This is a genomic window from Streptomyces sp. NPDC048392, from assembly GCF_043200575.1.
GTDB lineage: Bacteria > Actinomycetota > Actinomycetes > Streptomycetales > Streptomycetaceae > Streptomyces.
Window position 1 is genome coordinate 20,785 of sequence record NZ_JBICYB010000033.1, and the last position, 26,852, is coordinate 47,636.

The following is a 26,852-nucleotide window of genomic DNA, read 5'->3' on the forward strand; positions in this document are numbered from 1 at the left end:
GTCAACGTCGGCCGGGGTGTCAGTCACGCCGGAACGGGCCCTCCAGGTCGCCGCCGTGTTCTCGTCGGTGCGGCTTCTGGCGGAGACCGGGAGCATGCTTCCGACCGGCGTCTTCGAGAAGTCGGGGAACACGCGGCTGCCTGTGATGGAGCACCCGCTCGCGCCACTGCTCACCTACCAGGCCAACCCGCACCTTCCCGCCGGGGAGTTCTGGTCGCAGGTCCTGGGCTGGATGCTGGTTCGCGGCAACGGCGGCGTGTACATCGAGCGGAACAACGGTGGTCGGCCGGTCGGCCTGTGGCCCGTCTCCTGGCCCAGCGTGGAGCAGCGCCGGATGAAGGACTCCGGCGAACCGGTCTGGAAGATCACGCTGGACGACGACGAATGGGCGCCGATCCGCGAGGCCGACGGCCTGGTCCGCTCTGAGAACTTCCTGCACTTCCGGTCCTTCGGTGTCGGCGGATCCGAGGGCCTGTCCCCGATCGGTATGGCTCGCCAGTCGGTCGGTACCGGGTACGCGGCCAACGCGTACATCGGCTCCTTCTTCCAGCGCGACGCGTCGCCGGGGGGCATCGTCTCGGTGCCCGGGGTCCTGAAGGACGAGCAGTACGAGCGACTCACCCGCCAGTGGAAGGACCTTCACGAGGGGTTCGACAAGGCCCACCAGCTGGCCGTCATGGAGGCTGGCGCGAAGTGGGAGAAGACCACGCTCAGCCCCGCTGACGCACAGTTCCTGGAGGTCTACAAGCTGACGCGGGCGGAGATCGCGGGGATCTTCGGGGTGCCGCCGCACATGATCGGCGACGTGGAGCGGTCCACTTCGTGGGGGTCCGGGATCGAGCAGCAGTCCCTCGGCTACGTCATCTACTCGCTGCTGCCCTGGCTGACCCGGCTGGAGCGCACGGCGAACCGGCTGTTCGGTGACCCGTCGATCTACCTGAAGTTCAACCCGGACGCGCTGCTGCGAGGCGACACCGCCCAACGGTTCGCCGCCTACGCACAGGGCCGCCAGTGGGGGTGGCTGTCCGTCAACGAGATCAGGGCCAAGGAGGACGAGCCTCCGATCGAGGGCGGCGACGAGTACGTTGTGCCGCTCAACATGAGTCCGGCCGGGCAGGCTGCGCCGCCTGAACAGCGAGGCCTGCCCGGCCGCCAGGCCCGAGCAGCTGCTGAGGTTCCCACAGGGGCAACCATGGTGGCTCTCTTCCCTCCGTCCGATGTCGCCGAGCAGATCGCCATCGAGGGTGGACTGCCCGCAGAGGAACTGCACGCCACCCTCGCCTACCTCGGCAAGGACCTGACCAAGGATCAGCGTGCAGCGGTCGCAACCGTCGTGGCAGGCCTGGCAGCGCAGCATCAAGAACTGGTTGGCACGGTCGGCGGCCTGGGGCACTTCCCTGCCGGGGAGGACGGGGTGCCGTACTTCGCCACGGTCGACGTGCCTGGGCTGGCAGAGCTGCGGCATCGTTTGGTCGAGGCGCTGACGGCAGCCGGGATACCAGCGGGTAGCGAGCACGGGTTCACGCCCCACATGACGCTCACCTACGCCGAGGACGGAGAGGAGCCGCCTGCGCCTGTAGAGCCTGTCTCTCTCGGCTTCACGGAACTGACGCTCGCGACAGGGCCGGACCGCACACCCTTCATGCTGAGCGGGACCCGCTCCCGCCCGAGGCCACCGCACCGGCGTGCCGAGGAGAGCGTCGAAACGCCGTCGCCCGAGGAGCTGCCGTCGTGGATCCAGCGACACTTCGAGGCGATCAGCACGTTCTTCGCCGAGCAGGGCGACCGGGTACTGGCCGCGCTCGGCGTCACGCCCGACTCATCGGCCGATGACCTGATCGATCTGAGCGCGGACAACGAGGAGCTGACGGAGATCCTGTTCCAGCTCGCCCGGTCGCTCACCAGCGAGGTCGGCGCGAGCACGGCGGCCGCGCTCGGTGGCGCCTTCGCGGTGGAGGAGACCACCGCCTTCCTCGCCGCAGGCGCGGCCTCCACGGCGGCGAACGTCAACGGCACCACGGTGGAAAGGCTGCGCTCCACGATCACGCTGAAGGCCGCGCCGGCCGAAGTGCAGAAGTCGGCGAGGAACATGTTCGACCAGATGACCGAGTCCCGGGCCCGGGTCCTCGCGCAGGCTCGCGTGTCCGAGACGACGAACTTCGCCTCGCACGAGGGCGCGAAACAGTCCGGCGCGCGGACGAAGACGTGGCGGGTGTGGGACGCCAACCCGCGCAAGACTCACGCGCGGGCGGACGGGCAGACCGTCGGCATCCGCGAGGACTTCAAGATCGGCAAGCGCGAGGGCCGCTGGCCGCACGATCACCGCCTGGGCGTGGACGAGATCGCCGGGTGTACCTGCCGACTCCAATTCAACCTGTAGGGAGGCGCGCATGCCGCGCACACGTGAGGTCCGAGCCTTCCCGCTCCAGAACCTGCGGATCACCCGGGCCGACGACAAGACCGGCCGCCTGGAGTTCCACGGGCGCAGCATCGTCTACAACTCGCTCTCCGAGGACATGGGCGGCTGGCGCGAGCGCATCATGCCCGGGGCCGCGACGCGCACTCTCGGGTTGGATCCGGACGTCCGTTTCCTGATCAACCACGATCCCAACCTGCTGCTGAGCCGTACCGCGTCCGGGACCGCCAATCTCACCGAGGACCCCGAAGAGGGCGTGGACGTGGACGCCAGGATGGCGGACGTCTCCTACGCCCGCGACCTGGCCGTCTCCCTGGAGCGCGGCGACATCAGCCAGATGAGCTTCGGGTTCTGGGTCACCGCCGACGGCTGGGCCGGGAACACGCACGAGGTGTTCGGTATCGACCTGGACGGCGGCGACGTCAGCGTGGTCACGTACCCGGCGTTCGCCGCGACGTCGGCCGAGCTTCGGTCCGCGGCCGCGCGCCACACCGGGCAGGAGACCGCACCGGAGCCGGAGGCCGTGACACGCGCCCTGGCTGAGGTCCGCGCGGGCAAGGTCCTGTCCGCGTCGAACCGGCAGCTGGTCGCCGACGCGCACGACGCGCTCGGCGCGCTGCTGGAGGCCGCCGACCGGTCGGCCCCGGGGCCGCAGGCGTATCCGCACGAGCGGGCCCGCCATCGGCTTCGCGAGCTGGAGATGCTCGCCAGCCTCTGAACTTCCCGGCCGACCGGCCCGGGATCACCACCCATCTCACTGAGGAGACCCCATGCCTACCAGCGTGGAGCTGCGGCAGCAGCGGGCCGGCGTCGTTGAGTCGATGCGGGCCATCACCGAGACCGCCGAGGCTGCGAACCGCGGCCTCGAGGCGGAAGAGCGCCAGTCCTACGACCGGCACGAGGCCGACTTCCGGAGCCTGACCGAGCGCATCGAGCGCCTGGAGGCCGAGGAGCAGCGGGCCGCGCAGATGGCCGAGCCGATCCGGCGCGGGGGCGGGCGACCGGACGACGGAGGCCGCGGCACCGACGAGACCCGCGCGCAGGAGCGACGGGCCGCGTTCTTCCAGGCCCTGCGTCGAGGCGCCCGTCTCGCCCCGGAGCAGCGGGCCCTCGTGGAAAACACAGCTGGCGAGATCCTCGTGCCCGAGGACCTGGAGACGGAGATCATGCGGGCACTGCCCGCGCTGACCATCGTCCGCGCGATGGCCAACTCCCGCTCCATCACCACCAACCGAGTCCGCCGGCGGAGCCTGGACGAGGTGACCGTGGGCTGGGGCAAGCTGGAGACGGCTGACCAGACCCTCACCGACTCCATGCCCGACACCCCGGAGGAGGAGTTCACCTACGTCGAGGACCTCTACGGTCTGGCGAAGATCGGTGAGGATGAGCTGGACGACTCCGACACCAACCTGGAGGCATTCGTCCGCGACTCCTTCACCCGGGCCGTAGGCGAGGCGGAGGACACCGGATTCACCATCGGCGCCGGGCACGCCGCCCACCAGCCGGTCGGCTTCATGACCGCCGGGGGCGGCGTGCCGACCCTCGCGGCGGCGGCCGCAGCCGCCATCGCCCTGGACGACATGAAGAAGCTGATCTACGGGGTGCCGAAGCAGTACCGGCGCAACGGCCGCTTCGCGATGGCGTCCACCACCGAGCTGGCCATCACCCTGCTGAAGGACGCGAACGACCAGTACTACTGGCAGCCGAGCGTCCAGGCGGGACGCCCGAACACCTTCATGGGCTACGCCCTGGAGAACCAGGAGGACATGGCCTCCGTAGCGGCGTCCGCACGGTCAGTGGCGTTCGGCGACTTCGCCGCGGGCTACCGGATCTACGACCGCGCGGGGATGACCGTGAAGGTCCTGGACCAGCTGTACGCCGAGGACGGCATGATCGGCTGGAAGATCCGCAAGCGGGTTGGCGGCGACGTCGTCCGCCCGGAAGCCCTGCGTATCCTCGCCCACCCGGCCGCCTGATGCGTATCGAGATCACCGCCATCCCGTCCGTCTCGGACGGGATGGGGCTCCGCTACCGCACGGGCCAGGTTGTCGACGTGGACGACGATCAGGCCCGCGCGTGGGTCGCTGCTGGACACGCCCGCCGCACGTCGGGCAAGCAGGCAGCAAAGCGCACCGCCACCCGGCAGGCGCCGAACACCGCCAAGTCCAAGGCCACGACGAAGCCTTCGGCCCCAGGCGAAGGCCAGGGCAACGCCGGGGAGACCGGCGAGCCCTCCGACTCCAGCGAGTAGGGGGTAGGCCGTGGCGTCACCGTGGGCCACACCGGAGGAGCTACGGCTTCACCTCAAGCTCCCGACGATCGACGCTGAGCAGGCTGCCAGAAAGATCGCCGAGGCGGAGACCACCGTTCGTGGAGCGCTTGAGCAGGTCATTGACGCTGTGGTTGGTGACGAAGTGGTCCTCGTCGGCAACGGGCGCAGCGTGATCAACCTGCCAGAGATGCCTGTCACTTCGGTCACCTCGGTGGCCGAAGATGGCACGTTGCTGGTGAAGGGCACCGACTACCGGGTCAACAGGCACGGGATCCTGACTCGACTCTGCGGCTGCTGGCCACTCGACGTGGACGTGGACGTCGTCTACGACCACGGCTACGCCGACATCCCCGCCATCGTGAAGCAGGTGTGCTTGCAGGTCGCTGGCAGGGGCTACGTGAGGACCTCCACCGCACTCGCCGCCGAGTCCCTCGGGGACCGGTCGGTCACCTACGACAAGGACCGCACGGGCGAGAACCTGAGCGACTACGAGCGCCGCCTCCTCGCCAAGTACGCGCGCGGCAACGAGAGCAGGTGACCCCATGGACATCACGCACCTGCTGAACCGCACGCTGGAGGTGTGGCGGGTCGTCGCCACGGACGACGGGGCGGGCGGGCAGGACACCACGCTGGTCCGCCAGGCCGACGTCGCTGCGAAGGTCGACCAGCCGTCCGCCTCGGAGCGGATGCTGGCGGCGCAGACCGGATCGGAGCACACCCACGACGTCTACCTGCTGCCGACTGCCGACGTGCAGCGCGGCGACGAGCTGCGCGGTGCCGGGCAGACGTTCCGGGTCCTGTCGGTCGTCCAGCCGTCGTCGCCCGTCTACAGCAAGGCTGAATGCCAGCTCATCCAGAAGGAGGGCGCCTGATGGCCGCCTTGGACATCGTCACGGTGCCGGTCAACGGCGGCATCGGCCTGGAAGACTCCGCCGTTGCCGCGTCGGCCGGCGGGGACACCGCGCCGGTCGGCCCGGGCCGACTCCTGTACGTCATGAACGGCGACGCGGCTCCGCACACGGCGACCGTGGCCACGCCGGGCACCGTGGCCGGGCTGCCGCTGCCGGAGGTCGTCGTCGTCGTCCCGGCCGGGGAGTCGGCGATCGTGCCGCTCACAACCGTCTTCCGGGGCGTGAACGGGCGCGCGTCCATCACCTACGACGCGGTCACCGCCGTGTCGGTCGCCGTGTTCGAGCTGGAGCGGTGATGGCGGCCGACGAGCAGCGAGCGCCGCTGCCGCCCGAGCCGCTGGAGTGCCGGCAGAAGGCGGCGGCCCTCCTGGAGGACAAGTACGCCTCGCCCTCCGAGGTCACCGCGTGGGCGCTGCTGGCCGTGGCGGGGGAACTGGCGGCCATCCGGCGCGAGATGCACCGCAAGCGCTGAGGGAGGCCGCCATGGCACGACGTCGCCGCGGCCGCCGCCGCAGCCCCGTGCAGATGCAGGTCCACGGGCTGGACTCGCTGCGGGAGAGCCTCAACGAGCTGGCGCCCAAGCTGGTGCAGGCGAGCCGGGCCGCCGTGGAAGCGTCCTCGGAGGCCGTCAAGGAGCAGACCCGCAACGGCGTCCGCGTGGACACCGGGAACCTGCGGGACGAAGTGGCCATCCACTACGCCCGCGGCGGCCTGTCCGCGAAGGTCGGCTGGAAGGACCGGCGCGACTGGTACGCCACGATCCACGAGTTCGGCACCCAGCGGATCCCCGCGCAGCCCGCGCTCGGGCCCGCGCTGGAGGCTGAGCGGGCCCGGTTCGAGGACCGGCTGAAGATCGAGGTGAGGAGGGTCCTGTCGTGACCGCTCCGTCCACCATGGGGCCGGTGCAAGAGGCCCTGTACGGCGCGCTCACCGGGGACGCGACGCTGATGGCCCTGATCAGCGGGGTGTACGACTTCGTGCCGGAGACCGCCCCGTTCCCGTACATCAAGATCGGCGAGGCCACCGAGGTCCCGGACAACTCGCACGGCCACTTCGGCCGGCAGACCGTCGTGACCCTGCACGTGTGGACCCGGGCCCGCGGCCACTCCAAGGGCCAGGAGATCGGGGCCCGCGTCACGGCGCTGCTGGACCATCAGCCGCTCACCGTCGAGGGGCAGCACCACGTCGTCACGCGCTTCGAGTTCTCGCAGACGCTGACCGACCCGGAACCGCCGGGCGACATCCGGCACCTGGTGCTGCGCTACCGGGTCGTCACCGAACAGCCCGCCTGACCCACCTTCCCCTTGCCGCCCCGCGCCCACCAGCCGGGGCCTTACTCATGCCCGAGGAGGCAGCATGCCCGGTCTTGACGCATTCGGCGTCCAGCTCAAGCGCGGCGACGGCGCAGAACCCGAGGTGTTCACCGCCATCGCCAACCTGTCCAACCTGGAGGACGGCGGCCGCACCCGCAACACCATCAACGTCACCTCCCACGACTCCCCCAACAGGTACATGGAGTTCGTCGGCGGCCTGATCGACCCGGGCGAGGTGACGATCGACATCAACTACGACCCGGCCGTCCACGACGTCCTCGAAGCGGACCTGGAGGACAAGGACCCGCGAAACTACCAGATCGTCTTCCCGGACCCGGCGCAGACCACGTTCAGCTTCGCGGCCGTGATGACCGGGTTCTCCAAGTCGGCGCCCACCGACGACAAGCTGTCCGGCTCGCTGACCTTCAAGGTCTCCGGCAAGCCCACCATCGCCTGAACGGGGACACACCATGGCACTGCTCACCGCAGAACAGATCGAAGCCGCCGACGACCGCCAGTGGGAAGACGTCCCGGTCCCCGAGTGGGGCGGCACCGTCCGCGTGGCCGGCATGTCCGGCACCGACCGCAACGACTACCAGAAGAAGATGCTCGTCTTCGGCGGCAACGGGAAGCCGAAGGAGGTCGACCTCACCGACCAGCTCGCGCGGCTCCTGTCCAAGTGCCTGGTCGACGAGAACTTCAAGCGTCTCTACACCGACGCCACGATCAAGAAGCTCGGGGCGAAGAACGGCGCCGTCCTCGAACGCCTCGCCAAGGTCGCCAAGCGGCTGTCCGGCCTCGGCGAGGACGACGTCGAGGACGCGGCGGGAAACTCCGAGCCCGGCCAGAGCGGCTCTTCTACTTCCGCCTAGCCGGGCACCTGGGAGCACGGTCCGTGCGGCACCTGCTCGCAGACATCCACTCGGACGAGCTGACCGAGTGGATGGCCTACGAGCAGCTCACCGGACCACTCGGACCGGACCGCGGTGACCTCCTGCACGGCATCCGCGCAGCCGTCATCGCCAACGCCGCGGGCGGCAAGGGCCGTAAGGCCGTGCCGAAGGACTTCATCCCGAAGTGGGACCAGACCCAGTCGGCCGACTGGCAGGAGATGCTCGCCACCGCGCGGGTCCTGAACAGCCGCCTCGGCGGGACCGACTTCACGCAAGGAGGCGGCCATGGCGACGCTGGATGAACTCCTCGTTGAGATCGGCATCGACGCCGACGACCTGACCGCGGGCACGGACGGGGCCGCTGACGACGTCGAACGCGCCCTCGCCGGGGTGGGGGACGCGGCGGACGCGATGGGCCGGGACATCGCGGACGCCGCCGACCAGGCAGCCACCGCCATGGACGACGTCGGCGCATCCGCCGACGAGGCGGCCCAAGGCGCCGAGCAGGCCGCGTCCGACGTCGAAGGGTCCTTCAAGAACATCGCCGCGGGTGCGGCCGGCGCCGCCGTAGGCACCCTGTTCGCGGCCGGCCTGGAATCGGCGATGAACGCCCGTGCCGCGAACACGAAGCTGACGAACCAGCTGGGGCTCACCGCCGAGGAGTCCGCGCGTGCGGGCAAGGTCGCCGGTGACGTCTTCAAGGCCGGATTCTCCGACTCGCTCGACGGCGTGAACGAGGCCCTCGCCGGGGTCACCGCGAACATCGGCGGCATGGGCAAGGCCACTGACGCCGAGCTGACCCAGATGACCAAGTCCGCGCTCGCCCTGGCGGACACGTTCGGCTTCGACGTGAACGAAGCCACCCAGGCCGTGGGCACGCTTCTGAAGGCGGGCCTGGCCAGGGACGGAGAAGAGGCGTTCGACCTTCTCACCGCGGCGGCGAAGAAGCTGCCGCCCGCGATGCAGGAGGAACTCCCCACGCTCACCCGCGAGTACGGCGAGTTCTTCAATCAGCTCGGTTTCTCCGGCCCGGAGATGATGGGCATCCTGGCGCAGGCTGCGAAGAACCCCACCTTCGAGATCGACAAAATGGGCGACGCACTCAAGGAGTTCACCCTGCTGATGGCCGACACCAGCGCAGTGTCCGAGCCGCTCAAGGAGCTGGGTCTGAACGTCGAGGACATCCAGAGGCTCATGAACGAGGGCAAGGGCACCGAGGCGTTCGACAAGGTCATCGAAGCGCTGCGGGGTGTCGAGGACCAGACCAAGCGGACCACCCTCCAGGCGGCCCTGTTCGGTGGCCCTGGCGAGGATATGGGCAACAGCCTGCTGAATCTGAAGGCCACCGGCGCTGACGCGGCCGCCGGCCTCGACCAGGTGGCCGGGGCATCGAAGGGCCTGACCACGTCCGTGGAAGAGGCCAAGACCTTCGACTCGGTCTGGCGGAACATCTCCACGACGCTCGGCGAGGCCCTCGCGCCAGCGCTGTCAAAGGTTTCCGACTTCATGACCGAACACCCGGAGCTGGTGAAGGTCCTGGTGCCGCTCGTGTTCCTGCTGGCGGCAGCCTTCGCTCTGGTGGCAGTCTCGGTGTGGGCGGCGAACGCCGCGTTCTGGGCGAACCCGATCACGTGGATTGTCCTGCTGATCGTTGGCCTGCTCGCCATCCTTGCCCTGGTCATCCTGCGGTGGGACGAGGTGAAGGCAGCCACCCTGGATGCCTGGGACGCCACCACGGGCAAGATCGGAGACGGCGTCGACTGGGTTCAGCGGAAGATCGAGGACTGGCTGGGCCTGTTCCGCGGCGCCTGGGGCTACGCCTGGGACTGGGTCGAGGGCAAGGCCGAGGACGCCATCGGTGCCGTCCTTGGCACCATCGGCTGGCTGGGCTCCATCCCAGGCGAGATCCAGGGCATCTTCGGGGACGTCCTCGGCTACCTCGCCGGGTTGCCCGGCCGGATCGGCCGCACTGCCTCGGGCATGTGGGAGAGCATCGTCCGGGAATTCAAGAACGCTGTGAACCAGCTGATCTGGATGTGGAACGGCCTGTCCTTCACCCTCGGTGGTGGCAGCTTCATGGGTGTCGACATCCCCACGGTGACCCTGTCCACGCCGGACATTCCGTACCTGGCTGAGGGCGGCATCACCACCGGGCCGACGCTGGCGATGATCGGCGAAGGACCCGAGGACGAGGCCGTGCTGCCGCTGTCCAAACTCGACGCACTCCTCAACACCACCGCCCCGGCGGTAGCCCGTGTCGAGTCCGCAGACCGGCGCCTGATCCTGGAGCTGCGCGGCGGCAGCAGGGCCTTCCGGGAGTTCCTGCAGGAGTCCGTGAGCGCCGCCACGGGCGGCGACATCGACAAGTACGTGAAGGGATGACCCATGCCCAGCCTGCCCCCGCCCGTCTGGGCTGAGCTGCACTACGACGGGGCCTGGAACACGGCCACGGGCCTGCGGACCAAGACGGCCATCACCGTCACCCGGGGGCTCACCTCGGAGTCGTCGTCCGAGGCGGAGCCCACGACGTGCACCTGCGCCCTGGGAAACCGGGACGACCGCTACTCGCCGCGGAACCCCATGAGCCCGCTGTACGGCAAGATCGGCCGCAACACCCCCTTCCGCTGGGGGTACAACATCGGCTCGCCGTGGGTGGAGCTGACCACGGTCGAGAACGGGCTCACCACGCCCGGGACGGGCCTCGCTGTGAGCGACCTGGACCTGCGCCTGGACATCGCTCTGGAGGCCTGGGCTGGTCGGGATCTGGCCGGGCGCTACCTGTCCACCGGCGACAACCGGGCGTGGGCCGTGACCGTATATGAGACCGGTCAGCTGGTGCTCTACTGGTCCCCTGACGGCACGCTCGCCAGCCGCACCGCGGTCTTCTCCACCGTCGCGGTCGGCGCGTACAACGGGCAGCGGCTCGCGATCCGGGTCACCCTCGATGTGGACAACGGGGCGGGCGGCTACGAGGTGCGGTTCTACACGGGCCGGACCGTCGACGACGACGAGTGGACGCTGCTGGGCGAGCCGGTCGTAGGCGCCACGACCACGGCCGTGAGCAACGGGACCGCCGAGCTTGAGCTGGGCAGGGTTAAGGGCATCAGCGGTGACGCCGCGGCGGGGAAGCTGTACGCCTTCCGTCTGCTGGACGGCATCGGCGGTGCCGTCGTGGCGTCCATGGACGCGGCCGACGCCGCACCCGACGACGATTCGTTCACGTCCGGTGGCCGCGTCTGGACGACCGTCAACGCCGCCTTTCTGACGAACCGGCACGTGCGTATGGCCGGGGAGGTGCCGGCGTGGCCGCCCACCCGGGACCTGTCCGGCAACGACAACATCGTGAGTATCGCGCCGACGGGGATCACGCGGCGGATGGACGCCGGGAACAAGCCGCAGGACTCCGCGCTGCGCCGGTACATCAGGGCGCGGGGGGCGCTGGAGTGCTGGCCGCTGACGGACGGCGTGGACTCCAAGACCGCCAAGAGCATGTTCGGCGGCCGGGATATGGCGGTCGAGTCGGGGTCCCTGGTTCGCTCTCCTTCGTGGGCGGCCGGGACGCTCGCCGACTGGATCGAGCCGGTGGTGGGGGTCACTCAGGACATGATCGGCGGCCTGATCGGCTACACGCCCCGTGTGCCGAGCGTGGGCATCAAGTGGTCCGTGGATGTGTTCCTGACCGGTGGTGCCGGGAACGCCGACTATGCCTTCGACATAGTCGACACGGGGTCCGGGACGGACGCCGACCCGCAGCGCAGCATCCGGATGCACCTCGGTGGCGAGCTTCAGCAGGTCCTCATCATCCGCCGCTCGGAGACCACCAACGCCTCGGAGGAGGTGTTCCTGGGCAACTATTACGGCCTCAACCTCTTCGACGACCAGCCGCACGCCCTGAGGGTGACCGTCGACATCGGCCCCTTTCCGGGGGTGCATCTGTACGTCGACGGGGAGGAGCAGGTCTACGTGTCCCTGGACGTCGACGTGGGGCCCGTGAGCCAGATCCGGCTGGGCTGGGGCTTTTCCACCATCGCAGGGGAGACCCTCACCGACCGTGCGGTCGGCTACCTCACCTACTGGAACTATGCCGGGCCCACGGCCGCCGAGGTGTGGGACGCCTACATGGGGTTCCAGGGCGAGAGCGCCAGCGCCCGTATCGAGCGGCTGGCCGCGGAGGCCGGATACACGGCGTCGGTGGCCGGGCAGGTCGTCTACGAGCAGCGGATGGGCATCCAGGGCCGGGCCAAGCTCCTCGCCCTGCTCAACGAGGCCAGCCGCACGAACTTCGGGTACCTGCTGGACGCCCGGGACCGGGCCGAGGTGATCCACCGGGGCGGCAGCACGCTGTGGAACCAGACCCCCGCCCTGGTCCTCGACTACTCGGCCGGCCTGATCTCGGCGCCCTTCCGGCCGGTCGACGACGACAAGCTGACCGAGAACGACGTCTCCGTGAAACGGCGGTACGGCGCGGTCCCGGCGCGGCAGGTCCTCGAGGAAGGCGCCCTGTCCGTGCAGGACCCGCCCAACGGGGTGGGCCGCTACGACAACGAGTACACCTACTCGCTGGCGACGGACGGCCAGGCCGACCAGGTCGCCGGCATGCGCGTGCACCTGGGCACCTACAACGGCGTCCGGTACACGCGCATCACTCTCAACCTGGCCAACCCCCGCGTCTTCGCCATGATCGACGAGATCCTGCGCACCGACGTCGGGGACCTGATCCGGCTGACCCGTCTGCCCGCCGACCACGGCCCGGACGATGTGGACGTTCTCGTGCACGGCTACGAGGAGACCGCCGGGCCGGACGAGTGGACGATCACCTTCAACTGCCGTCCCGGCGCACCGTGGACGGCTGGCGTCGTGGGCAGCCGCCGGTACGGGCACGTCGACGTCAGCGGCAGCCAGCTCGCCGCGGCGATCGACGCCGACGCCACATCCGTCTCCCTCACCTCCACCGAGGGCTCCCTGTGGACCAGTGACCCGGACGACCTGCCGTTCGACCTGAAGGTGGGTGGCGAGACGATGACCGTGACCGCCGTGTCAGCAGAGGCCGTCGTCATCGACACCTTCGACCGCACCGTGGCCGAGGGCTGGGGGACGCCGGACTTCGGCCCGCCCTGGACCACGGACGGCGGCAGCGCCTCGGACTACAGCGTGCAGGGAGGATGACCACATGGCTGACCTGTACGCCTCCTACTCGGAGCTGGCAGCCGCGGAGACGGAAGGCGTCGACTACGAACGCCGCTCCGTCCCGGTGGCCGGGGCGACGTGGTGCTCCATCGCGATCCACGGCGGCGGCATCGAGGGCGGCTCCGGCGAGCTGGCCCGCGCGGTCGGCGCCGGCCTCATGAGCCACTACGAGTTCGCTGGGCTGAAGACCAGCGGCAACGGCGACCTCCACGTCACCAGCACCAATTTCGACGAGCCGCAGTGCGAAGGGATCGTCCACACCGCGCGCCGCTGCCTGTCCTTCCACGGCTACACCGGCACCCCGGGCGTCGCCGAGACCGCGATCGGCGGCCTCGACACCGACCTCGTCGCACGGGTCACCACCCAGCTGCAAGCCGCCGGAGTCACAGTCATCGACGCCCCCTCGGAGATCGCGGGCGACAACCCGGACAACATCTGCAACGAGACCACCCACGCCGCCGGCGTCCAGCTGGAGCTGTCCCGCGCCCAGCGTGAGGCGTTCTTCCCCGGCGGCGACCTGTCCCGGGCGATGCGCGACTCCGGGCAGCGCACCGAAGCGTTCGACACCTACGCGGCCGCCGTGCGGGCCGCCTTCGTCAGCCGCGGCCTGGTCTCCCTCGGCAGCAGCAACGTGTCCCGGTACTGCCTGCTGCCCTCCTCGGGCGCGGACGTCGACCTGGTCGCATCCGTGTCCACCGACGCCCTCGCCACGGGGGGCGGGCACTTCCTTGCCCTCGCCGCCCGCTGCCTGGACGGCAGCAACAGCTACCTGGCCCGCATCGAGTTCTCCACCAGCCAGGCCGTCATCCTCACCCTGCGCAAGCGCGTGGACGGCTCGGAGAGCTTCCTGGCGCAGCACACGACGGGCCTCACCCACGCAGTCGACCGGCGGTTCTGGATCCGCTTCCAGGTCACGGGAAGCACACTGCGCGCCAAGGCGTGGCAGGACGGCACCAGCGAGCCCGGCAGCTGGCAGCTGGAGACCACAGACACCGACCTGACCGCAGCTGGGTCGGTCGGTATGCGTTCCATCCTGTCCGTCACCAACAGCAACACCTTGCCGGTGGTGGCTGCCTGGGACGACTTCGACGACCGGACCAGCCAGCGGCAACGCATCACCGTCGTCCGCTCTGTCAACGGCATCACCAAGAGCCACCCGGCAGGCGAAGCCGCCCGGCTGGACGACCAGAACTACGTGACCCTGTAGGAGGCACCGATGACGGTGTGGCGCGGCGGCATGCTGCTCACAGACGGACGGCTCAACGACGACCTGCCTGGCGACTGGCAGGAGGTCACCTTCGACGAATGGGGCCCGGGCGCCCTGTCCTACGCCCCGCTACGCGTCCAAAAGCACGGGCACCGGGCCCGGCTGGACGGCCACTCCCAGCCGGAGAGCACCTTCACCGGCTCCCAGGTCGCGTTCACCATCCCCGCCGACCTGGCCCCCGCCTACCAGCACTACTTCTCCGCCGTCCGGATCACATCAGGCACGCCCACGCTCCTGGGCGTCGTCGTCGCCACCTCCGGCTCCGTGACGGTATACAGCTCTACCTCGATCGGCAGCAGCGACCGCTTCGACTTCAGCCGCATCGAATGGCCCCTGGACTGACCCCCACCCGCTCACCACCCCACCGCCCCGCGCCGACCGGCCCGGGGCTTTCTCATGCCTGGAGGCCGCCATGTCCGTCACGATCATCAGCCGCGCCGCGTGGGGCGCCACCCCCTGGGACCACGACCCGAGCAGCGACGGCCCCGCCCACGTCGCCCTGCCGCAGCGCTCCGAGTTCTACATCCACTACGACGGAGCGCACCACATCACGCGCACCGGCTACGCGATCCCGCGCGCCATCGAGGCCGAACACCTCGGCAACGGGTGGGCGGGCATCGGCTATTCGTTCGTGGTGTCGCAGGCCGGTGAGATCTTCGAGGGCCGCGGGTGGACCCGCCAGGGCGCACACTGCCCCGGCCACAACATCTCCGGCCTGGGCGTGCAGATCGCCATCGGTGGCGACCAGGAGCCGAGCGCGAAGGCCCTCGCCGCGTGCCGCGCCCTGTACGACGAGGCGTGCCGGAAGACCGGCCGTACCCTCGCCAAGCGCGGGCACAAGGACGGCTTCGCGACCCTCTGCCCCGGCAGCAAGCTGTACGCGTGGGTGAAGGCCGGCATGCCCGCCAAGGGCTACCAGGCCGCCCCGGCCCCGAGCGGCAGCGCCATCCCGGGCGGCAGCGTCGCCCGCTACAAGGTCACCCTCGGGGGCCTGGAGTACGGGTACGGCGCCTACGGCGACCAGGTGACCGACGTCGGCCGCGCCCTCGTGAAGAAGGGGTTCGGCCGGCACTACGCGTCCGGTCCTGGGCCACGCTGGACGGACGCCGACACCCTCAACTACTCGGACTACCAGAAGTCGCTGGGGTTCGAGGGCACCGCGCCGCACCAGGACGCCGACGGCATCCCCGGCGAGTCGTCGCTGCGGGAACTGCTCGGCAACCTGCCCAGCAAGGCGTCGGCCCCGGCGAAGCCGCCCGCGTTCCCGGGCCGCAAGTACTTCAAGCCGGGTGCGGCCAACCGGTTCGTGACCCAGCTCGGCCACCAGCTGGTGGCGAAGGGCTACGGCGACCACTACCGCAGCGGCCCCGGCCCGCACTGGTCGGAAGCCGACCGGCAGAACGTCGCCGCCTTCCAGCGCGCGCACAAGGCCCTCGCCGGGGACCCCGACGGATACCCCGGACCGCTCACCTGGCAGCTCCTCGTCTCCTGACCCACCCAGCCACCCCCCATCCCCTCTCGAAGGAGTTCAGAATGCGCATCTCCAACACCGCCAAGGCCATCGTGGGCGGCGTCTCCGCCGGCGCCGCGGCCGCCGTCACCGCGGTGCAGGACAACGTGGTGACCACCGGCGAGGGCGTGACCATGATCCTGGCCGTCCTCGGCGCCTGGGGCATCACCTACGCCGTGCCCAACCGCAAGCAGCCGGAGGCCTGATGACGACGCCCGACCCGGGCGTGTACATCCCGCCCGCGCAGATGTACCAGGAGTTGAGATCCCTGAGCGACGGCCTGACCCGGGTAGAGACCAAGCTGGACGGCATCGGGCAGGGCCTCACCGATCTTGGCAAGGACGTCGCCGACCACGAGACCCGCCTCCGAGCCCTTGAGCGCGGACGCTGGCCCCTGCCGACCATCGCAGCGCTGACCGGCGTCGCCGGCGCAGCGACCGGCGCCCTCGCTCTCTTCGCCCGATGACCGCGGCCCCGCTCTCCTCCGGGAGGGCGGGGCCGCTTTCGTGCGTCCAGGGTCAGTCTTCGAGGTCGATGCGGAAGTCGACGATGGTGGTGTCGCCGCGCCGCACGATCGGATGGGCTACCTCGACGATCCGGCCGGTGTCGGAGATGTGCCGGCGGGTGTACCGCAGGACCGGGACACCGCCGCCGATGCGGAGCGTCGTCGCCTCCAGCTCGGTCGGCATGCCCACCGTGAACGACTCCGTGATCGCGGTGACGCGGATGCCGAGGCTGCCGAGCTGCGCGCGGGTGCCGCCGGGCCACGGCTCGTTGATCGGGTCGGCGACCGGGGTGCCAGCGACGTCGGACCAGCGGACGTAGCTGGTGGACATCTGGGTGGCCTGGTCGTTGTCGTGGAACACGAAGTGCCGCGCGAGGAGCCGCTCGCCTACCTCGCACTCGAACAGTCCGGCCAGTTCGGCGTCGGCCTTGACCCGCTCGAACCGCTTGTCGAGCCGGTACTCGGACCAGCCGATGCCCTGATCGCGGGTGTACGGGGTGGACTTCGCGCCGGGCGTGGACCGGTAGCGGTCGGCGGCCATGCGGTGGATCGGAGGCCGCGGCCGGACGCGAGTGCCGGCGCGGGCCCGGGTCTCGATCAGCCCCTCGGTGGCGAGGAGCCGGAGCGCGTTGCGGATGGTGGTCTCGGATACGCCATATGACGCACACAGGGCGGGCAGGGTCGGCAGCTGGTCGCCCGGTGCGAGCTGGCCGGAGGCGATGCGCTGCCGCAGCTCAGCGGCGATGCGCAGGTACTCGGGCTGTGCCACTGCCGTACCACCGTTCCGTGTGATCGCGTCAATCTGAGTACACATACTCTCCCCTCCCTCTTGACCAGCGCCAACTCTCGCGACAATCTGAGTACAGATAAGCACTATCCGTACTCAGGTAGCCACCGTCTGCGGGGTCCAGTCATGCCCGAATCGGGTCACACGTGGCAGAAGGCGTTCAAGGGTGAGCCCATCGAGGCGCCCCACGTCCGCCTCTGGACCCGTGGCCGCGTCGAGCACCCCGACGCCCCGCTCATCGCGAACGAACTGTTCGTCGCCGTCCTCGGCTCCGGCGCCCCCGTCGTAGAGATGACCCTCTCCACCGCGGGTGCCCGCATCCGCATCACCGCGCAGGGGCCCGACCCGCTGCCGCTCATTAACAGCCACGGCCCCGGCTGGTCGATTCTCACCGCCCTCTGCCACAGGGCTGGACTGACCACCGACGAGACCGGCCTGTGGGGGCAGTTGGGAGGCCGCTCGTGACACCGGTCCTGCCGTCTGCCGGCGCGTTGTCCTGGGCCCAGTACTCCGGGTGGGCCTGCGTGCTGTGCGGCGCCTCCCTCGCCGTGACCGGAGGCGTGTCCGCGGGCCGCGCCCAAGGCCGCTCCGGCAGCCACGACTTGAGCATCGAGGTGTACGCCTGCCCGCCACTGTCCGGTTGCGGGCCCTCGCGCCTCACCCAGACTCCCGCCCCCTACCAGCGGGCGGGCCAGACGCCTCCGACTGGAGGCGCCGTCCACAACAGGAGGACATCGTGACCGTCGCGTTAGACCTCACCCCCACCACCCGCACCCGGGACCCGCAGGAACTCCTCAACGCGGTCGCCCCCCACATCACCGAGTTGACCGTCAACATCTTCGACTCCGGCATGACCCTCTGGGAGCGGGAGATCGCCCTGCTCCTGCGTGACCACACCATGGTCCGCGACATGGCCGAGCGGATCCTCGGCAACGGAGTCATGTACGTCATGGGCTCCATCGAGAACCCGGACGTACACCTCGGCGTCGGCAAGCTCGTCGACATCGGCGTCCACCAGCTCATCCTCGACACCCCGGTCTGGTGGGGCATCTGCCGCCTGTACAACGGCGGCCGGTACAAGCACCACGCTCCGTTCATCGAGCGCCGCACCGACGGCCTGTGCCTGCGCACCGGCGACTTCCTCAAGTCCCAGGGCTGGGCCATCGACGAAGAGCTGTGGGCCATCGACGGCGCGAACTGCTCGCCGTGCGACAACAAGGTCCCCGACAGCCACTGACCGCCGCTACAGTCGGCCCCTGCCCTCGCAGCACCCCCGAGGGCAGGGGCCTCCCGACGACCAGGAGAACCACAGTGCCCGTACCTCACGACATCCCGGCCGAGACCGAACTCTGGGACACCTTCGCCAAGAGCGCGTTCGACGCCGAGGCCGAGCCGTCGTTCCACTGGACGCAGTACGCCGGCCACGGGCCCGGGCCCGAGCTGCTCGGCTCGCCCGAGTCGGTGCTGGAGATCGGGTGCGGCACCGGCCGCGCCCTCGCCTCCCTGGCGCAGCAGGGGGTGAAGGCGACCGGCGTGGACCTGTCGCCGCGCATGGTCGAGCTGGCGGGCGAGCGGTGGGCGCCGCTCGGTGTCCGCATCGAGCAGGCGGAGGTCCTCGACTGGCTCGCCACGGACGAGGCCCGCTATGACGCGGTGTACTCCATCTTCGGCGCGGCCTGGTTCACCGACCCGTCCCGGCTCTTCCCGCTGGTGCGCGAGCGGCTGGCCCCGGGCGGCGCGTTCGTCTTCTCTCAGCCGCCGGCCATCCCGGGCGCCTACGGTCCGCAGGGCATGTACAAGGGCGGGTTTGCGGGGAAGGCCATGTTCACCTACCGGTACAGCTACAAGCCGGCGGTGTGGGAGCGGCACCTGGTCCGGGCGGGGTTCTCGAGCGTGAAGGCCAGGGTGGTGGATGCCCCGGAGGAGGGGCACATCGGCACGCTCATCGTGAGCGCCTGCGCCTGAACGACCTCCCGAAGCGGCCCCGGACAGCGACCTCAACCGCTGTCCGGGGCCGCTTCTCGTGCTCACCTTGGATTCGAAGGCTCGTCCGCAGGCTGGGGAAATCGGCCACAAAACCGCAGGTCAGCTAGGTTCTCCGGGTGGCGAATCTGGGACCACGAGCATGATCCTTTTAGAGGCGTTACAGCACCATCTTGGGGTTGCCGCTGCCCGTGCCCCCGCTGACGAGGAAGGACAGCCGGGCCCGCAGCAGGGCGCGCAGCACGCGGTCACCGCCGGGCGGCACGGTGCCCGCCGCCGCCAGCTCGTCGAGGGTGAAGGCGCGCGGCCGTACCACCCGCAGCGACAGGCACGTGCAGCCGACGGCGACCGGTGGCAGCACCGCGTGCAGCCGGGTGCCGTCGGGCAGCCTGGCGTCCACCCAGGGCCGTGCGTCGTCGAGCCGGCGCCCGGCGACGGTGGCGAGGCGCTGTGCGAGCCGCCGTACGGCGCCCGCGTCCGGGAAGGAGACCGGCGCCAGCTCAAGACCGCCGCCCCGGTCCACCCAGACCCGGTCCGGGGCGGACACCAGTACGTCGGTCACCGACGGGTCGGCGAGCAACGGTTCCAGTGGCCCACTGCCGACCAGTTCCGACCTGAGCTGATCGGCGGCACCGAGGATCTCGGCGTCCCCGAGCACCCGTCCCTGCTCCCGCAGGGCTTGCGCCACACGGGCGGGCGTCGGTTCCTCCCCGCTCTCGGCAAGCCACCGCCGCACACCGTCGAGCATGCCGGGCGCGGGGCCCGGGCCTCTCCGGGAGACCGTCGCCGGGTGCCTCCCGGAAGCGGGACCTTCGAACCTGTGGCAAGCCGGCCCCGGATGCCGTCCGAGGCCTGAGACTGACACCGATGACCGCCCGGAAGCCGGCCCCCGACACCGCTCACCGACGGAGGCGGCCCCTCTCCCTCCGGAAGCCCAGGAGGAGTCAGAAGCCCCAGCAGCCTCGGTAGCCTCGACAGTCGCAGGCGCGCCGGTGCCCCCGGAAGCCCAGCCCGGAACCAACCGCCCAGTCTGCCCACCGGGCCTCTCAAGACCCCGGCCGCCCTTCCCTCCTCCCAGGGCCTCCGCACCCGAAGCCGCGCCCGGCGGCTCCCCCGCGATCACCATGTCCGCCTCCGTCCGCCTTCCACCGCTCACGACCGCTCCGGCCCCGCCGACCACGCCGCTCCCTCGCCTCGTCACAAGCGCCCTCCCGCTGTCACTGGCCGCGGTCACCTCAACCACCGCCTCGCTCAGGGCCCTCATCAGTCACCCCCACCCCGCCCCTCCGTATCCGCCAGCGCCCGTTCCCAGAACTCCCGGCAAAAGCGCGCCAACGGGCCGCGGGCGGGCGTGCCCGGGGGGCGTTTGCTCTCCGTGGCACGCAGGAGCCCGGACTCGACCGGCACCTCACCGGCCAGGGGAAGGCCGAGCAGCCGGGACACCTCGCGGTCGTCGAGGCCGGATGTGTACGGCCCGCGCACGGCGATCCGGAGGTCGCGCAGGACCATGCCGACCGCGGCAGCCACCCGGCCCGCCGCCGCGACGGCCCGCAGTTCGGCGGGGACGACGAGGACCCCGAGGTCGAGCTGCGCGAGGACCTCGGCGACCCCCTCGTCGATCCGACGCGGCAGGTCCACGACGACCGTGCCGCCCCTTCGCCGGGCCGCCGCGAGCACCGCACGTACGGCTTGCGGCGGTACCGCGACGCAGTCCCCCCGGTCCCAGCTGAGCACTCGCAGCGAATGCAGCTCGGGCAGCGACTCCTCCAGGGCGCCGCCGCCGACCCGTCCGCGCGAGGCCGCGAACGCCGGCCACCTCAGTCCGTCCGCCGTCTCGCCGCCGAGGAGGACGTCGAGGCCCCCGCCCAGCGGGTCGGCGTCGACCAGCAGACTGCGTAGTCCCTCCCGTGCGGAGCTGACGGCGAGCGCGCAGGCCAGCGTGGACGCTCCGGCACCGCCACGGCCGCCGATGACGCCGACGGTGAGAGCCGGACGGCCGACGCCCTCGGCGACGTCGGCGATGCGGTCGACCAGCCACTGCTCGCCGTCGGGCAGCATCAGGACATGGTCGGCGCCGATCTCGACGGCCCGCTGCCAGACTCCCGAGTCGTCCTGATCGCGGCCCACGAGAACCACTCCTCGTCTCCGGACGGCACCGCGCACGCGCCGCGCCGCGTCGTCCCCGACGAGGACGAGTGGCGCGGTCTCCCAGCCGGTCCGCTGCCCGGGCACCAAGACCGCCGAGGCCGTCGCCGCTGCCGAAGCCGCCGGCGGTGTCACAGGCACCGAGTGGCGCACCTCCGGTGTGGCGCCCGCGGCCGCGCACAGGCGCAGCAGGTCGTCGAGGAGCTCCGCGTCCTCGGTGACGATCAGTGGTCCGCTCTGCCGCCCTCCGGCGGCGGGTGGCGGGTCGTGCGTGATGGTTCCGGTCATGGCCGCTTCCCCCTTCGGCGCGGCTCCCGCGGCCGCGCCCGCTGTCTCGTGGTCTCGCGCAGCCCCCGCGGCTCCGCGATTGGCAGCCGTGTGAGGAACCGGAAACCGGCGCCCGCACGAACGGCCGACATCACGCGTCCGCAAACAGATCCGGCCGTAGAACTCGGCGCGGCCCGGACGCATGGGAATCACGGTGCAGCGATCCGGGAAAACATGTGGATCTTGGTGAAAAACTGTGGACAACTCGACGGTTGTGAATATCGACTCACCCGAACCGGTGAGCACGGGCTGGCTTCACTCCACCCCGTGTGCGACTTCCGCAGAGCAGTCCGGTAACTACGCCGCGTAGTCGGTCGTGGGCACAACGACATCTGGGCCCCGCGCCGTGACGGCGCGGGGCCCAGACCACGGGATGAGCGAAGAAACCCATCCGGACATGCGACGACCCCCGCCGGGGGGGGAGAGCGGGGGTCGTCTCCACGGCCGACTCGGGGGGGGAGGAGTCGGACCGGGTTAGCACGGTCGCGAACGATCCGTGACTTCCATGGTGTACCCGAGAGCCCTCTCAGGCAAACCCACGCGCCACACCTTACGCCGAATGGGCTGCGCCTATGCTCAGGGTTGTGGAAAACCACTCCTTGCCCCGCTCCTTGCCCCACTCCATGGCGCACTCCATGCCTCGCACTGCGGCCTTCTTTGACCTGGACAAGACGGTCATTGCGAAGTCGAGCACGCTGACGTTCAGCAAGTCGTTCTACCAAGGCGGTCTGATCAACCGCAGGGCCGTGTTGCGTACCGCGTACACCCAGTTCGTCTTCCTGGCCGGCGGAGCCGACCACGACCAGATGGAGCGGATGCGCGAGTACCTCTCGGCGTTGTGCCGCGGCTGGAACGTCCAGTTGGTCAAGGAGCTGGTCGCCGAGACCTTGCACGACCTGATCGACCCGATCATCTACGACGAGGCGGCCTCCCTGATCGAGGAGCACCACACCGCCGGCCGCGACGTCGTGATCGTCTCCTCGTCGGGCGCCGAGGTCGTCGAGCCGATCGGCGAGCTGCTCGGCGCGGACCGGGTGGTGGCGACCCGCATGATCGTGGGGGACGACGGTTGCTTCACCGGGGAGGTGGAGTACTACGCGTACGGCCCCACCAAGGCGGAGGCGATCCTGGAGCTGGCCAAGTCGGAGGGGTACGACCTGTCCCGCTGTTACGCCTACAGCGATTCCGCGACCGACCTGCCGATGCTGGAGGCCGTAGGCCACCCCCACGCGGTCAACCCGGACCGGGCGCTGCGCAAGGAGGCTCTCGCGCGCGAGTGGCCGGTCCTCGATTTCCACCGTCCCGTGCGGCTCAAGCAGCGGATCGGTGGCTTCTCCGTGCCACCGCGGCCCGCGCTCGTAGCCGCGGCGGCGATAGGCGCCGCGGCGGCCACCGCGGGTCTCGTCTGGTACGCGAGCCGACGCCGGTCCACCGCGGCCTGACCACCGGACCGGCCGGTGGGCCTGACCGGCCTGACCGGCCGTTCAGGCCGCGTATGAGCGCAAAAGTAAAGAAGTGCGGCAAACACTTCCGCTTGCTCGGGCCCGGTAGTACAAAGGACTCAACGGCCCGCGAGACCAAGGACATCCGAAAGGATCCCCTCAAACACGCAGTCGGCCCCACGGACCGAGCATGGACATCGGGCACCCACGCGACGTCGACCCGTCGATTACGGGCCAGCCGCACCAGGTGACGGGCGAAGTTCCCGACCTGATGGGCGAACACCGAGGACGCCTGGTAACCCGGTGGCCATGCCAGCGGCGGTACGAGCACTCGTACCGCCGCATTTCTGTCCCGTCCGCCGGACAGCGCCCCGCCCGCCCTACGCCGCCCCGCGCTGCAGTGCCTCGCACACCGCCGTCGACTCCCGGGCGCCCAGCGCGACCGCCTTGCCGCAGTGGGCGATCCACGCCGCCACGCCCCCGGCCGTTCCGGATACGTAGCCGTCGAGCGCCGCCAGGTAGGCCGCGCGCCCCAGCTCGGCATGTCCGACCTCGGCCGGGCATACCGACTTGGGATCCAGTCCGCCGCCGACCAGGACGATGCGTTCGGCCGCGCGCGCCACCAGCCCGTTGTGGGAAGCGAAGGGGCGCAGTGCCAGGAGCTCCCCGTGCACTACGGCGGCCGTCACCGGCGCCGGAGCCGAGCCGCCTGCCGTGACCAGCGCGGCCAGGCCCTCCAGACGGCCGTGCGCCTCCTCGGCGTCGGGCAGCGGCAGCTCGACGAGCGGTTCGTCCACCGGCTCGCCCTTCTGGCGGGGCCTCCCCACCTCGTCGGCCCGGCCAGCCGCCGCCACCAGGTGCAGCCGGGCCAGCACCCGCAGCGGCGACTGACGCCAGACGGACAGCAGCTGCCCCGCCTCGGCGGTCAGCCGCAACGCCGCACCCACCGCGCGCGCCTCGTCATCGCCGCCGAAGTCGCTGCGCCGGCGCACCTCCTCCAGGGCCCAGTCCGCCCCGGACAGCGCCGCCGAGCCCCGGGCGCCGCGCAGTGCCGCCTCGGAGGTGACCTCGTTGCTGCGGCGCCGCATGATCCGGTGGCCGTAGACGCGGTCCACGGCCTTGCGTACGGACTCCACGGACTCGGCCACGCCGGGCAGTGCGCCCAGGGCCGCGAGCGGATCGGCGTTCGCGCCTGTCGTACTCATGAGTACGACCCTACGCATCCCGGCGCCGCGCCCCACGAATGAGTGGTCTTCTTCACTCTCACCCGATCCATGTGCCACGTACAGCTAAGACGCCACTACTCTTGGTGAACATGAAAATTGCTTTCGTCGGGAAGGGCGGCAGTGGCAAGACCACCCTGTCCTCCCTGTTCGTCCGCCATCTCGCCGCCACCGGCGCACCCGTCGTCGCGATCGACGCTGACATCAACCAGCATCTGGGCGCGGCGCTGGGCCTCGACGAGACCGAAGCGGCCGGCCTGCCCGCGCTGGGCGAGCACCTTCCACTGATCAAGGACCACCTGCGCGGCACCAACCCGCGCATCGGCTCCGCCGAGAAGATGATCAAGACGACGCCACCCGGCGAGGGCTCGCGCCTGCTACGGGTACGCGAGGACAACCCGGTCTACGACGCCTGCGCCCGGCCGGTGGAACTCGACGGCGGAACCGTCCGTTTGATGGTCACCGGGCCCTTCACGGACGCCGACCTGGGAGTCGCCTGCTACCACTCCAAGACGGGAGCGGTGGAGTTGTGTCTGAACCATCTGGTCGACGGCCGTGACGAGTACGTCGTGGTGGACATGACCGCCGGCTCCGACTCGTTCGCCTCCGGCATGTTCACCCGCTTCGACATCACCTTCCTCGTCGCCGAGCCGACCCGGAAGGGGGTCTCCGTCTACCGTCAGTACAAGGAGTACGCCCGCGACTTCGGCGTCACCCTGAAAGTCGTCGGCAACAAGGCGCAGGGGCAGGACGACCTCGACTTCCTGCGCGAGCAGGTCGGGGACGACCTGCTGGTCACCGTCGGGCACTCGGACTGGGTACGCGCCATGGAGAAGGGCCGCCCGCCCCGGTTCGACCTGCTGGAGGAGGCCAACTGCCGGGCGCTGCGCGCGCTGCACACGGCCGTCGACGCGAGGTACGGGGTGCGGGACTGGGCGCGCTACACGCAGCAGATGGTCCACTTCCACCTGAAGAACGCCCACAGCTGGGGCAACGAGCGCACCGGGGACGACCTGGCGGCGCAGGTCGACCCCGGCTTCGTGCTCGGCGAGGAGATCGCCGCCCCGGCGTGAGCCCTCGGCCGGGCGGCCACCAGGACGGCGGACGCTACCGCTGGGCGGCCGGCCACCGGCTGGCGGACGCTACCGCTGGGCGGCCGGCTACCGGCTGGCGGACGCTACCGCTGGGCGGCCGGCTACCGGCTGGCGGACGCTACCGCTGGGCGGCCGGCGCCCCGGGCACGCCCTTCGGCGCCGGTGCGGGCGCGGCCGACAGGAAGGACGCCCAGCCCTTCTTCGGGGCCTCCCCGACCCCGAGGGTGCGCAGTTTCTTCAGGACCTTCGGGTCCTGGGCGTCCAGCCAGTCCGCGAGCTGCCGGAAGGAGACACAGCGCACATCCTCCTTGGTGCACACCGTCTCGACGACCTCCTCGACGGCACGCATGTAGGTGCCACCGTTCCAGGACTCGAAGTGGTTGCCGATGAGCAGGGGCGCACGGTTCCCGTCGTAGGCCCGCTTGAAGCCCTGGAGCAGGCTGTCACGCATCTGGTCGCCCCAGAACTCGCGCTTGGCGGGGTCGCCCTGAGTGGCGGTGCCCGACTGGTTGACCATGTAGTTGTAGTCCATGGTGAGCTGCTCGTAGGAGTGGCCGGGGAACGGCACGAGCTGCATCGACAGGTCCCACAGGCCCTCCTTCTTCGCCGGCCAGACCTGGTTGTTCACCCCGCTGCTGTCGTAGCGGAAGCCCATCTGGCTCGCGGCCTTCATGAAGTTCTTCTGGCCCTCAAGACACGGGGTGCGGGCGCCGATCAGCTCCTTGTCGTAGTCGAAGGGGAGGGGCGCCGCGTTCTTCATCCCGGTGTTCGTCTTCCAGGTCTTCACGAACTGCTTGGCCTGGCTGATCTCCTCCTTCCACTCCTCGACGGACCACTCGCCGACCCCGCCGCCGGCACCGCAGAAGTGCCCGTTGAAGTGGGTGCCGATCTCGTTGCCCTCCTGCCACGCCAGCCGCAGCTGCTTGACGGTGTCGGCGATGCCCTGCTCGTCGTTGAAGCCGATGTCGGAGCGGCCCGGTGAGTGCTGGGGCGGGTTGTACAGGTCCCGCTTCTCCTTCGGCAGCATGTACACGCCGCTCAGGAAGTACGTCATCGTGGCGTTGTTCTCCTTGGCCACTTCGCGGAAGTGGGAAAACAACCTCTGGCTGTCCTCGCCCGCGCCGTCCCACGAGAAGACCACGAACTGCGGGGGCTTCTGGCCGGGCTTGAGGCGTTCGGGCCGGGGCAGGTGCGGCTGCGCCCCGGTGTACGCGGTGGAACCGTCACCGATCAGCCGGACCGCGTTCTTGGGCGCCGGTGCCGCTTTCCCCTTTTCCTTCTGCGGGCCGTGCGTCCCTTCGCCGGAACCGGTGCCGCTGCCGACCGCGCAACCGGCGAGCGACGCGGCGCAGACCGCGGCGACCAGGGCACACGCGGCCGTCCTTCGGGAGGCCATCCTGCGGGTGGCGGCCATGTCCGCCCACCTTCTTCCTTCTCTCGGGTCAACGCCGGCGAGGCGATGTCGGGTGCTGAGCCGGGCCGTGCCGTCAGCGCCGTCAAGGTGACACGGAAATGAGAAGGAATTAGTACGACAAGCCGATGAAATAACTGATTCACTCGAATACGCGGGGCGCTAC

29 protein-coding genes and 1 pseudogene are annotated in these 26,852 nt (G+C 70.3%); 25 read left to right on the top strand and 5 right to left on the bottom strand.

The window, feature by feature from the left end:
* Nucleotides 1-16: 16 nt before the first annotated feature.
* From ACGFYH_RS30350 to ACGFYH_RS30445, 20 genes are all read left to right on the top strand, one after another.
* Nucleotides 17-2,380 (top strand): phage portal protein, encoded by a 2,364-nt coding sequence (locus ACGFYH_RS30350; protein WP_393806380.1) that lies wholly within the window; start codon nt 17-19, stop codon nt 2,378-2,380.
* A 10-nt stretch (nt 2,381-2,390) separates the two neighbouring features.
* A complete protein-coding gene (locus tag ACGFYH_RS30355; RefSeq protein ID WP_393806381.1) occupies nt 2,391-3,134 on the top strand; it encodes an HK97 family phage prohead protease in 744 nt (247 codons plus the stop codon).
* Between the two features lie 52 nt (nt 3,135-3,186).
* Nucleotides 3,187-4,392 carry a phage major capsid protein gene (locus ACGFYH_RS30360; protein WP_393806382.1) on the top strand — a complete coding sequence of 402 codons (1,206 nt, stop codon included), beginning with the start codon at nt 3,187-3,189 and terminating at the stop codon, nt 4,390-4,392.
* Nucleotides 4,392-4,667 (top strand): hypothetical protein, encoded by a 276-nt coding sequence (locus ACGFYH_RS30365; RefSeq protein WP_393806383.1) that lies wholly within the window; start codon nt 4,392-4,394, stop codon nt 4,665-4,667. The genes ACGFYH_RS30360 and ACGFYH_RS30365 overlap by 1 nt, the downstream gene beginning before the upstream one ends.
* Nucleotides 4,668-4,875: 208 nt before the next feature.
* Nucleotides 4,876-5,226: a hypothetical protein gene (locus ACGFYH_RS30370; protein WP_393806384.1), complete on the top strand. Its 351-nt coding sequence runs from the start codon at nt 4,876-4,878 to the stop codon at nt 5,224-5,226.
* A gap of 4 nt (nt 5,227-5,230) precedes the next feature.
* Nucleotides 5,231-5,560 (top strand): phage head closure protein, encoded by a 330-nt coding sequence (locus ACGFYH_RS30375; RefSeq protein ID WP_393806385.1) that lies wholly within the window; start codon nt 5,231-5,233, stop codon nt 5,558-5,560.
* On the top strand, nt 5,560-5,895 hold the full coding sequence (locus ACGFYH_RS30380) for a hypothetical protein (RefSeq protein WP_393806386.1): 336 nt from the start codon (nt 5,560-5,562) through the stop codon (nt 5,893-5,895). The genes ACGFYH_RS30375 and ACGFYH_RS30380 overlap by 1 nt, the downstream gene beginning before the upstream one ends.
* The gene (locus tag ACGFYH_RS30385; RefSeq protein ID WP_393806387.1) at nt 5,895-6,071 is read left to right on the top strand and encodes a hypothetical protein; all 177 of its coding nucleotides are present in this window, start codon (nt 5,895-5,897) and stop codon (nt 6,069-6,071) included. Before ACGFYH_RS30380 ends, ACGFYH_RS30385 begins: the two co-directional genes overlap by 1 nt.
* Nucleotides 6,072-6,082: 11 nt before the next feature.
* Nucleotides 6,083-6,478, top strand: a complete 396-nt coding sequence (locus tag ACGFYH_RS30390) for an HK97-gp10 family putative phage morphogenesis protein (RefSeq protein WP_393806388.1) — start codon at nt 6,083-6,085, stop codon at nt 6,476-6,478.
* On the top strand, nt 6,475-6,891 hold the full coding sequence (locus ACGFYH_RS30395; protein WP_393806389.1) for a DUF3168 domain-containing protein: 417 nt from the start codon (nt 6,475-6,477) through the stop codon (nt 6,889-6,891). The genes ACGFYH_RS30390 and ACGFYH_RS30395 overlap by 4 nt, the downstream gene beginning before the upstream one ends.
* 64 nt (nt 6,892-6,955) lie before the next feature.
* Complete coding sequence (locus ACGFYH_RS30400) at nt 6,956-7,369, top strand: phage tail tube protein (RefSeq protein ID WP_393806390.1); 414 nt, start codon at nt 6,956-6,958, stop codon at nt 7,367-7,369.
* A gap of 13 nt (nt 7,370-7,382) precedes the next feature.
* Entirely contained in the window at nt 7,383-7,784 is a 402-nt protein-coding gene (locus ACGFYH_RS30405; protein ID WP_393806391.1) for a hypothetical protein, read from the top strand.
* A 23-nt stretch (nt 7,785-7,807) separates the two neighbouring features.
* A complete protein-coding gene (locus ACGFYH_RS30410; RefSeq protein ID WP_393806392.1) occupies nt 7,808-8,107 on the top strand; it encodes a hypothetical protein in 300 nt (99 codons plus the stop codon).
* Complete coding sequence (locus ACGFYH_RS30415; RefSeq protein WP_393806393.1) at nt 8,091-10,187, top strand: phage tail tape measure protein; 2,097 nt, start codon at nt 8,091-8,093, stop codon at nt 10,185-10,187. Before ACGFYH_RS30410 ends, ACGFYH_RS30415 begins: the two co-directional genes overlap by 17 nt.
* Before the next feature lie 3 nt (nt 10,188-10,190).
* Nucleotides 10,191-12,971, top strand: a complete 2,781-nt coding sequence (locus ACGFYH_RS30420) for a hypothetical protein (RefSeq protein WP_393806394.1) — start codon at nt 10,191-10,193, stop codon at nt 12,969-12,971.
* Between the two features lie 4 nt (nt 12,972-12,975).
* Entirely contained in the window at nt 12,976-14,199 is a 1,224-nt protein-coding gene (locus ACGFYH_RS30425; RefSeq protein ID WP_393806395.1) for a poly-gamma-glutamate hydrolase family protein, read from the top strand.
* Nucleotides 14,200-14,208: 9 nt separating this feature from the next.
* Nucleotides 14,209-14,601 carry a hypothetical protein gene (locus ACGFYH_RS30430; protein WP_393806396.1) on the top strand — a complete coding sequence of 131 codons (393 nt, stop codon included), beginning with the start codon at nt 14,209-14,211 and terminating at the stop codon, nt 14,599-14,601.
* Between the two features lie 70 nt (nt 14,602-14,671).
* Complete coding sequence (locus tag ACGFYH_RS30435; protein WP_393806397.1) at nt 14,672-15,751, top strand: peptidoglycan-binding protein; 1,080 nt, start codon at nt 14,672-14,674, stop codon at nt 15,749-15,751.
* Between the two features lie 41 nt (nt 15,752-15,792).
* Nucleotides 15,793-15,975, top strand: coding sequence for a hypothetical protein (locus ACGFYH_RS30440; protein ID WP_393806398.1), 183 nt, complete (start codon nt 15,793-15,795; stop codon nt 15,973-15,975).
* Nucleotides 15,975-16,235, top strand: coding sequence for a hypothetical protein (locus tag ACGFYH_RS30445; protein ID WP_393806399.1), 261 nt, complete (start codon nt 15,975-15,977; stop codon nt 16,233-16,235). Before ACGFYH_RS30440 ends, ACGFYH_RS30445 begins: the two co-directional genes overlap by 1 nt.
* A gap of 52 nt (nt 16,236-16,287) precedes the next feature.
* On the opposite strand, the gene ACGFYH_RS30450 is transcribed toward ACGFYH_RS30445, so the two are convergent.
* Nucleotides 16,288-17,088 carry a GntR family transcriptional regulator gene (locus tag ACGFYH_RS30450; protein ID WP_393806400.1) on the bottom strand — a complete coding sequence of 267 codons (801 nt, stop codon included), beginning with the start codon at nt 17,086-17,088 and terminating at the stop codon, nt 16,288-16,290.
* A 99-nt stretch (nt 17,089-17,187) separates the two neighbouring features.
* Here ACGFYH_RS30450 and ACGFYH_RS30455 point away from each other — a divergent pair, with 99 nt between their 5' ends.
* The 3 genes from ACGFYH_RS30455 (at nt 17,188) to ACGFYH_RS30465 (ending at nt 19,026) form a co-directional block, all read left to right on the top strand.
* Nucleotides 17,188-17,526 carry a hypothetical protein gene (locus ACGFYH_RS30455; protein ID WP_393806401.1) on the top strand — a complete coding sequence of 113 codons (339 nt, stop codon included), beginning with the start codon at nt 17,188-17,190 and terminating at the stop codon, nt 17,524-17,526.
* A 271-nt stretch (nt 17,527-17,797) separates the two neighbouring features.
* The gene (locus tag ACGFYH_RS30460; protein WP_393806402.1) at nt 17,798-18,298 is read left to right on the top strand and encodes a hypothetical protein; all 501 of its coding nucleotides are present in this window, start codon (nt 17,798-17,800) and stop codon (nt 18,296-18,298) included.
* Nucleotides 18,299-18,372: 74 nt separating this feature from the next.
* Nucleotides 18,373-19,026 (top strand): class I SAM-dependent methyltransferase, encoded by a 654-nt coding sequence (locus tag ACGFYH_RS30465; RefSeq protein ID WP_393806403.1) that lies wholly within the window; start codon nt 18,373-18,375, stop codon nt 19,024-19,026.
* A gap of 184 nt (nt 19,027-19,210) precedes the next feature.
* Here ACGFYH_RS30465 and ACGFYH_RS30470 read toward each other — a convergent pair.
* Nucleotides 19,211-20,170 (bottom strand): annotated as a pseudogene (locus ACGFYH_RS30470) (ATPase, T2SS/T4P/T4SS family); the annotation flags it as partial.
* A gap of 137 nt (nt 20,171-20,307) precedes the next feature.
* Complete coding sequence (gene ssd / locus ACGFYH_RS30475; RefSeq protein ID WP_393806404.1) at nt 20,308-21,477, bottom strand: septum site-determining protein Ssd; 1,170 nt, start codon at nt 21,475-21,477, stop codon at nt 20,308-20,310.
* Nucleotides 21,478-22,088: 611 nt separating this feature from the next.
* Here ssd and ACGFYH_RS30480 point away from each other — a divergent pair.
* Complete coding sequence (locus ACGFYH_RS30480; RefSeq protein WP_393806405.1) at nt 22,089-22,958, top strand: HAD family hydrolase; 870 nt, start codon at nt 22,089-22,091, stop codon at nt 22,956-22,958.
* A 380-nt stretch (nt 22,959-23,338) separates the two neighbouring features.
* Here ACGFYH_RS30480 and ACGFYH_RS30485 read toward each other — a convergent pair whose 3' ends face one another.
* A complete protein-coding gene (locus tag ACGFYH_RS30485; RefSeq protein WP_393806406.1) occupies nt 23,339-24,163 on the bottom strand; it encodes an oxidoreductase in 825 nt (274 codons plus the stop codon).
* A gap of 110 nt (nt 24,164-24,273) precedes the next feature.
* Between ACGFYH_RS30485 and ACGFYH_RS30490 the strand changes: the two genes are divergently transcribed.
* Complete coding sequence (locus ACGFYH_RS30490) at nt 24,274-25,254, top strand: ATP-binding protein (protein ID WP_393806407.1); 981 nt, start codon at nt 24,274-24,276, stop codon at nt 25,252-25,254.
* Between the two features lie 139 nt (nt 25,255-25,393).
* Here ACGFYH_RS30490 and ACGFYH_RS30495 read toward each other — a convergent pair whose 3' ends face one another.
* The gene (locus ACGFYH_RS30495; protein WP_393806408.1) at nt 25,394-26,689 is read right to left on the bottom strand and encodes a hypothetical protein; all 1,296 of its coding nucleotides are present in this window, start codon (nt 26,687-26,689) and stop codon (nt 25,394-25,396) included.
* Between the last annotated feature and the right edge of the window lie 163 nt (nt 26,690-26,852).

Bases quoted from the DNA above. Each gene is read 5' to 3' on its own strand.
- ACGFYH_RS30420 (WP_393806394.1), top strand. From the start codon at position 10,191: ATGCCCAGCCTGCCCCCGCCCGTCTGGGCTGAGCTGCACTACGACGGG.
- ACGFYH_RS30480 (WP_393806405.1), top strand. From the start codon at position 22,089: ATGCTCAGGGTTGTGGAAAACCACTCCTTGCCCCGCTCCTTGCCCCAC.
- ACGFYH_RS30455 (WP_393806401.1), top strand. From the start codon at position 17,188: ATGCCCGAATCGGGTCACACGTGGCAGAAGGCGTTCAAGGGTGAGCCC.
- ACGFYH_RS30400 (WP_393806390.1), top strand. From the start codon at position 6,956: ATGCCCGGTCTTGACGCATTCGGCGTCCAGCTCAAGCGCGGCGACGGC.
- ACGFYH_RS30390 (WP_393806388.1), top strand. From the start codon at position 6,083: ATGGCACGACGTCGCCGCGGCCGCCGCCGCAGCCCCGTGCAGATGCAG.
- ACGFYH_RS30430 (WP_393806396.1), top strand. From the start codon at position 14,209: ATGACGGTGTGGCGCGGCGGCATGCTGCTCACAGACGGACGGCTCAAC.
- ACGFYH_RS30450 (WP_393806400.1), bottom strand. From the start codon at position 17,088: ATGTGTACTCAGATTGACGCGATCACACGGAACGGTGGTACGGCAGTG.
- ACGFYH_RS30370 (WP_393806384.1), top strand. From the start codon at position 4,876: ATGCCTGTCACTTCGGTCACCTCGGTGGCCGAAGATGGCACGTTGCTG.
- ACGFYH_RS30425 (WP_393806395.1), top strand. From the start codon at position 12,976: ATGGCTGACCTGTACGCCTCCTACTCGGAGCTGGCAGCCGCGGAGACG.
- ACGFYH_RS30365 (WP_393806383.1), top strand. From the start codon at position 4,392: ATGCGTATCGAGATCACCGCCATCCCGTCCGTCTCGGACGGGATGGGG.
- ACGFYH_RS30485 (WP_393806406.1), bottom strand. From the start codon at position 24,163: ATGAGTACGACAGGCGCGAACGCCGATCCGCTCGCGGCCCTGGGCGCA.
- ACGFYH_RS30405 (WP_393806391.1), top strand. From the start codon at position 7,383: ATGGCACTGCTCACCGCAGAACAGATCGAAGCCGCCGACGACCGCCAG.
- ACGFYH_RS30415 (WP_393806393.1), top strand. From the start codon at position 8,091: ATGGCGACGCTGGATGAACTCCTCGTTGAGATCGGCATCGACGCCGAC.
- ACGFYH_RS30445 (WP_393806399.1), top strand. From the start codon at position 15,975: ATGACGACGCCCGACCCGGGCGTGTACATCCCGCCCGCGCAGATGTAC.
- ACGFYH_RS30385 (WP_393806387.1), top strand. From the start codon at position 5,895: ATGGCGGCCGACGAGCAGCGAGCGCCGCTGCCGCCCGAGCCGCTGGAG.
- ACGFYH_RS30380 (WP_393806386.1), top strand. From the start codon at position 5,560: ATGGCCGCCTTGGACATCGTCACGGTGCCGGTCAACGGCGGCATCGGC.
- ACGFYH_RS30360 (WP_393806382.1), top strand. From the start codon at position 3,187: ATGCCTACCAGCGTGGAGCTGCGGCAGCAGCGGGCCGGCGTCGTTGAG.
- ACGFYH_RS30375 (WP_393806385.1), top strand. From the start codon at position 5,231: ATGGACATCACGCACCTGCTGAACCGCACGCTGGAGGTGTGGCGGGTC.
- ACGFYH_RS30440 (WP_393806398.1), top strand. From the start codon at position 15,793: ATGCGCATCTCCAACACCGCCAAGGCCATCGTGGGCGGCGTCTCCGCC.
- ACGFYH_RS30490 (WP_393806407.1), top strand. From the start codon at position 24,274: ATGAAAATTGCTTTCGTCGGGAAGGGCGGCAGTGGCAAGACCACCCTG.
- ACGFYH_RS30435 (WP_393806397.1), top strand. From the start codon at position 14,672: ATGTCCGTCACGATCATCAGCCGCGCCGCGTGGGGCGCCACCCCCTGG.
- ssd (WP_393806404.1), bottom strand. From the start codon at position 21,477: ATGACCGGAACCATCACGCACGACCCGCCACCCGCCGCCGGAGGGCGG.
- ACGFYH_RS30495 (WP_393806408.1), bottom strand. From the start codon at position 26,689: ATGGCCGCCACCCGCAGGATGGCCTCCCGAAGGACGGCCGCGTGTGCC.
- ACGFYH_RS30355 (WP_393806381.1), top strand. From the start codon at position 2,391: ATGCCGCGCACACGTGAGGTCCGAGCCTTCCCGCTCCAGAACCTGCGG.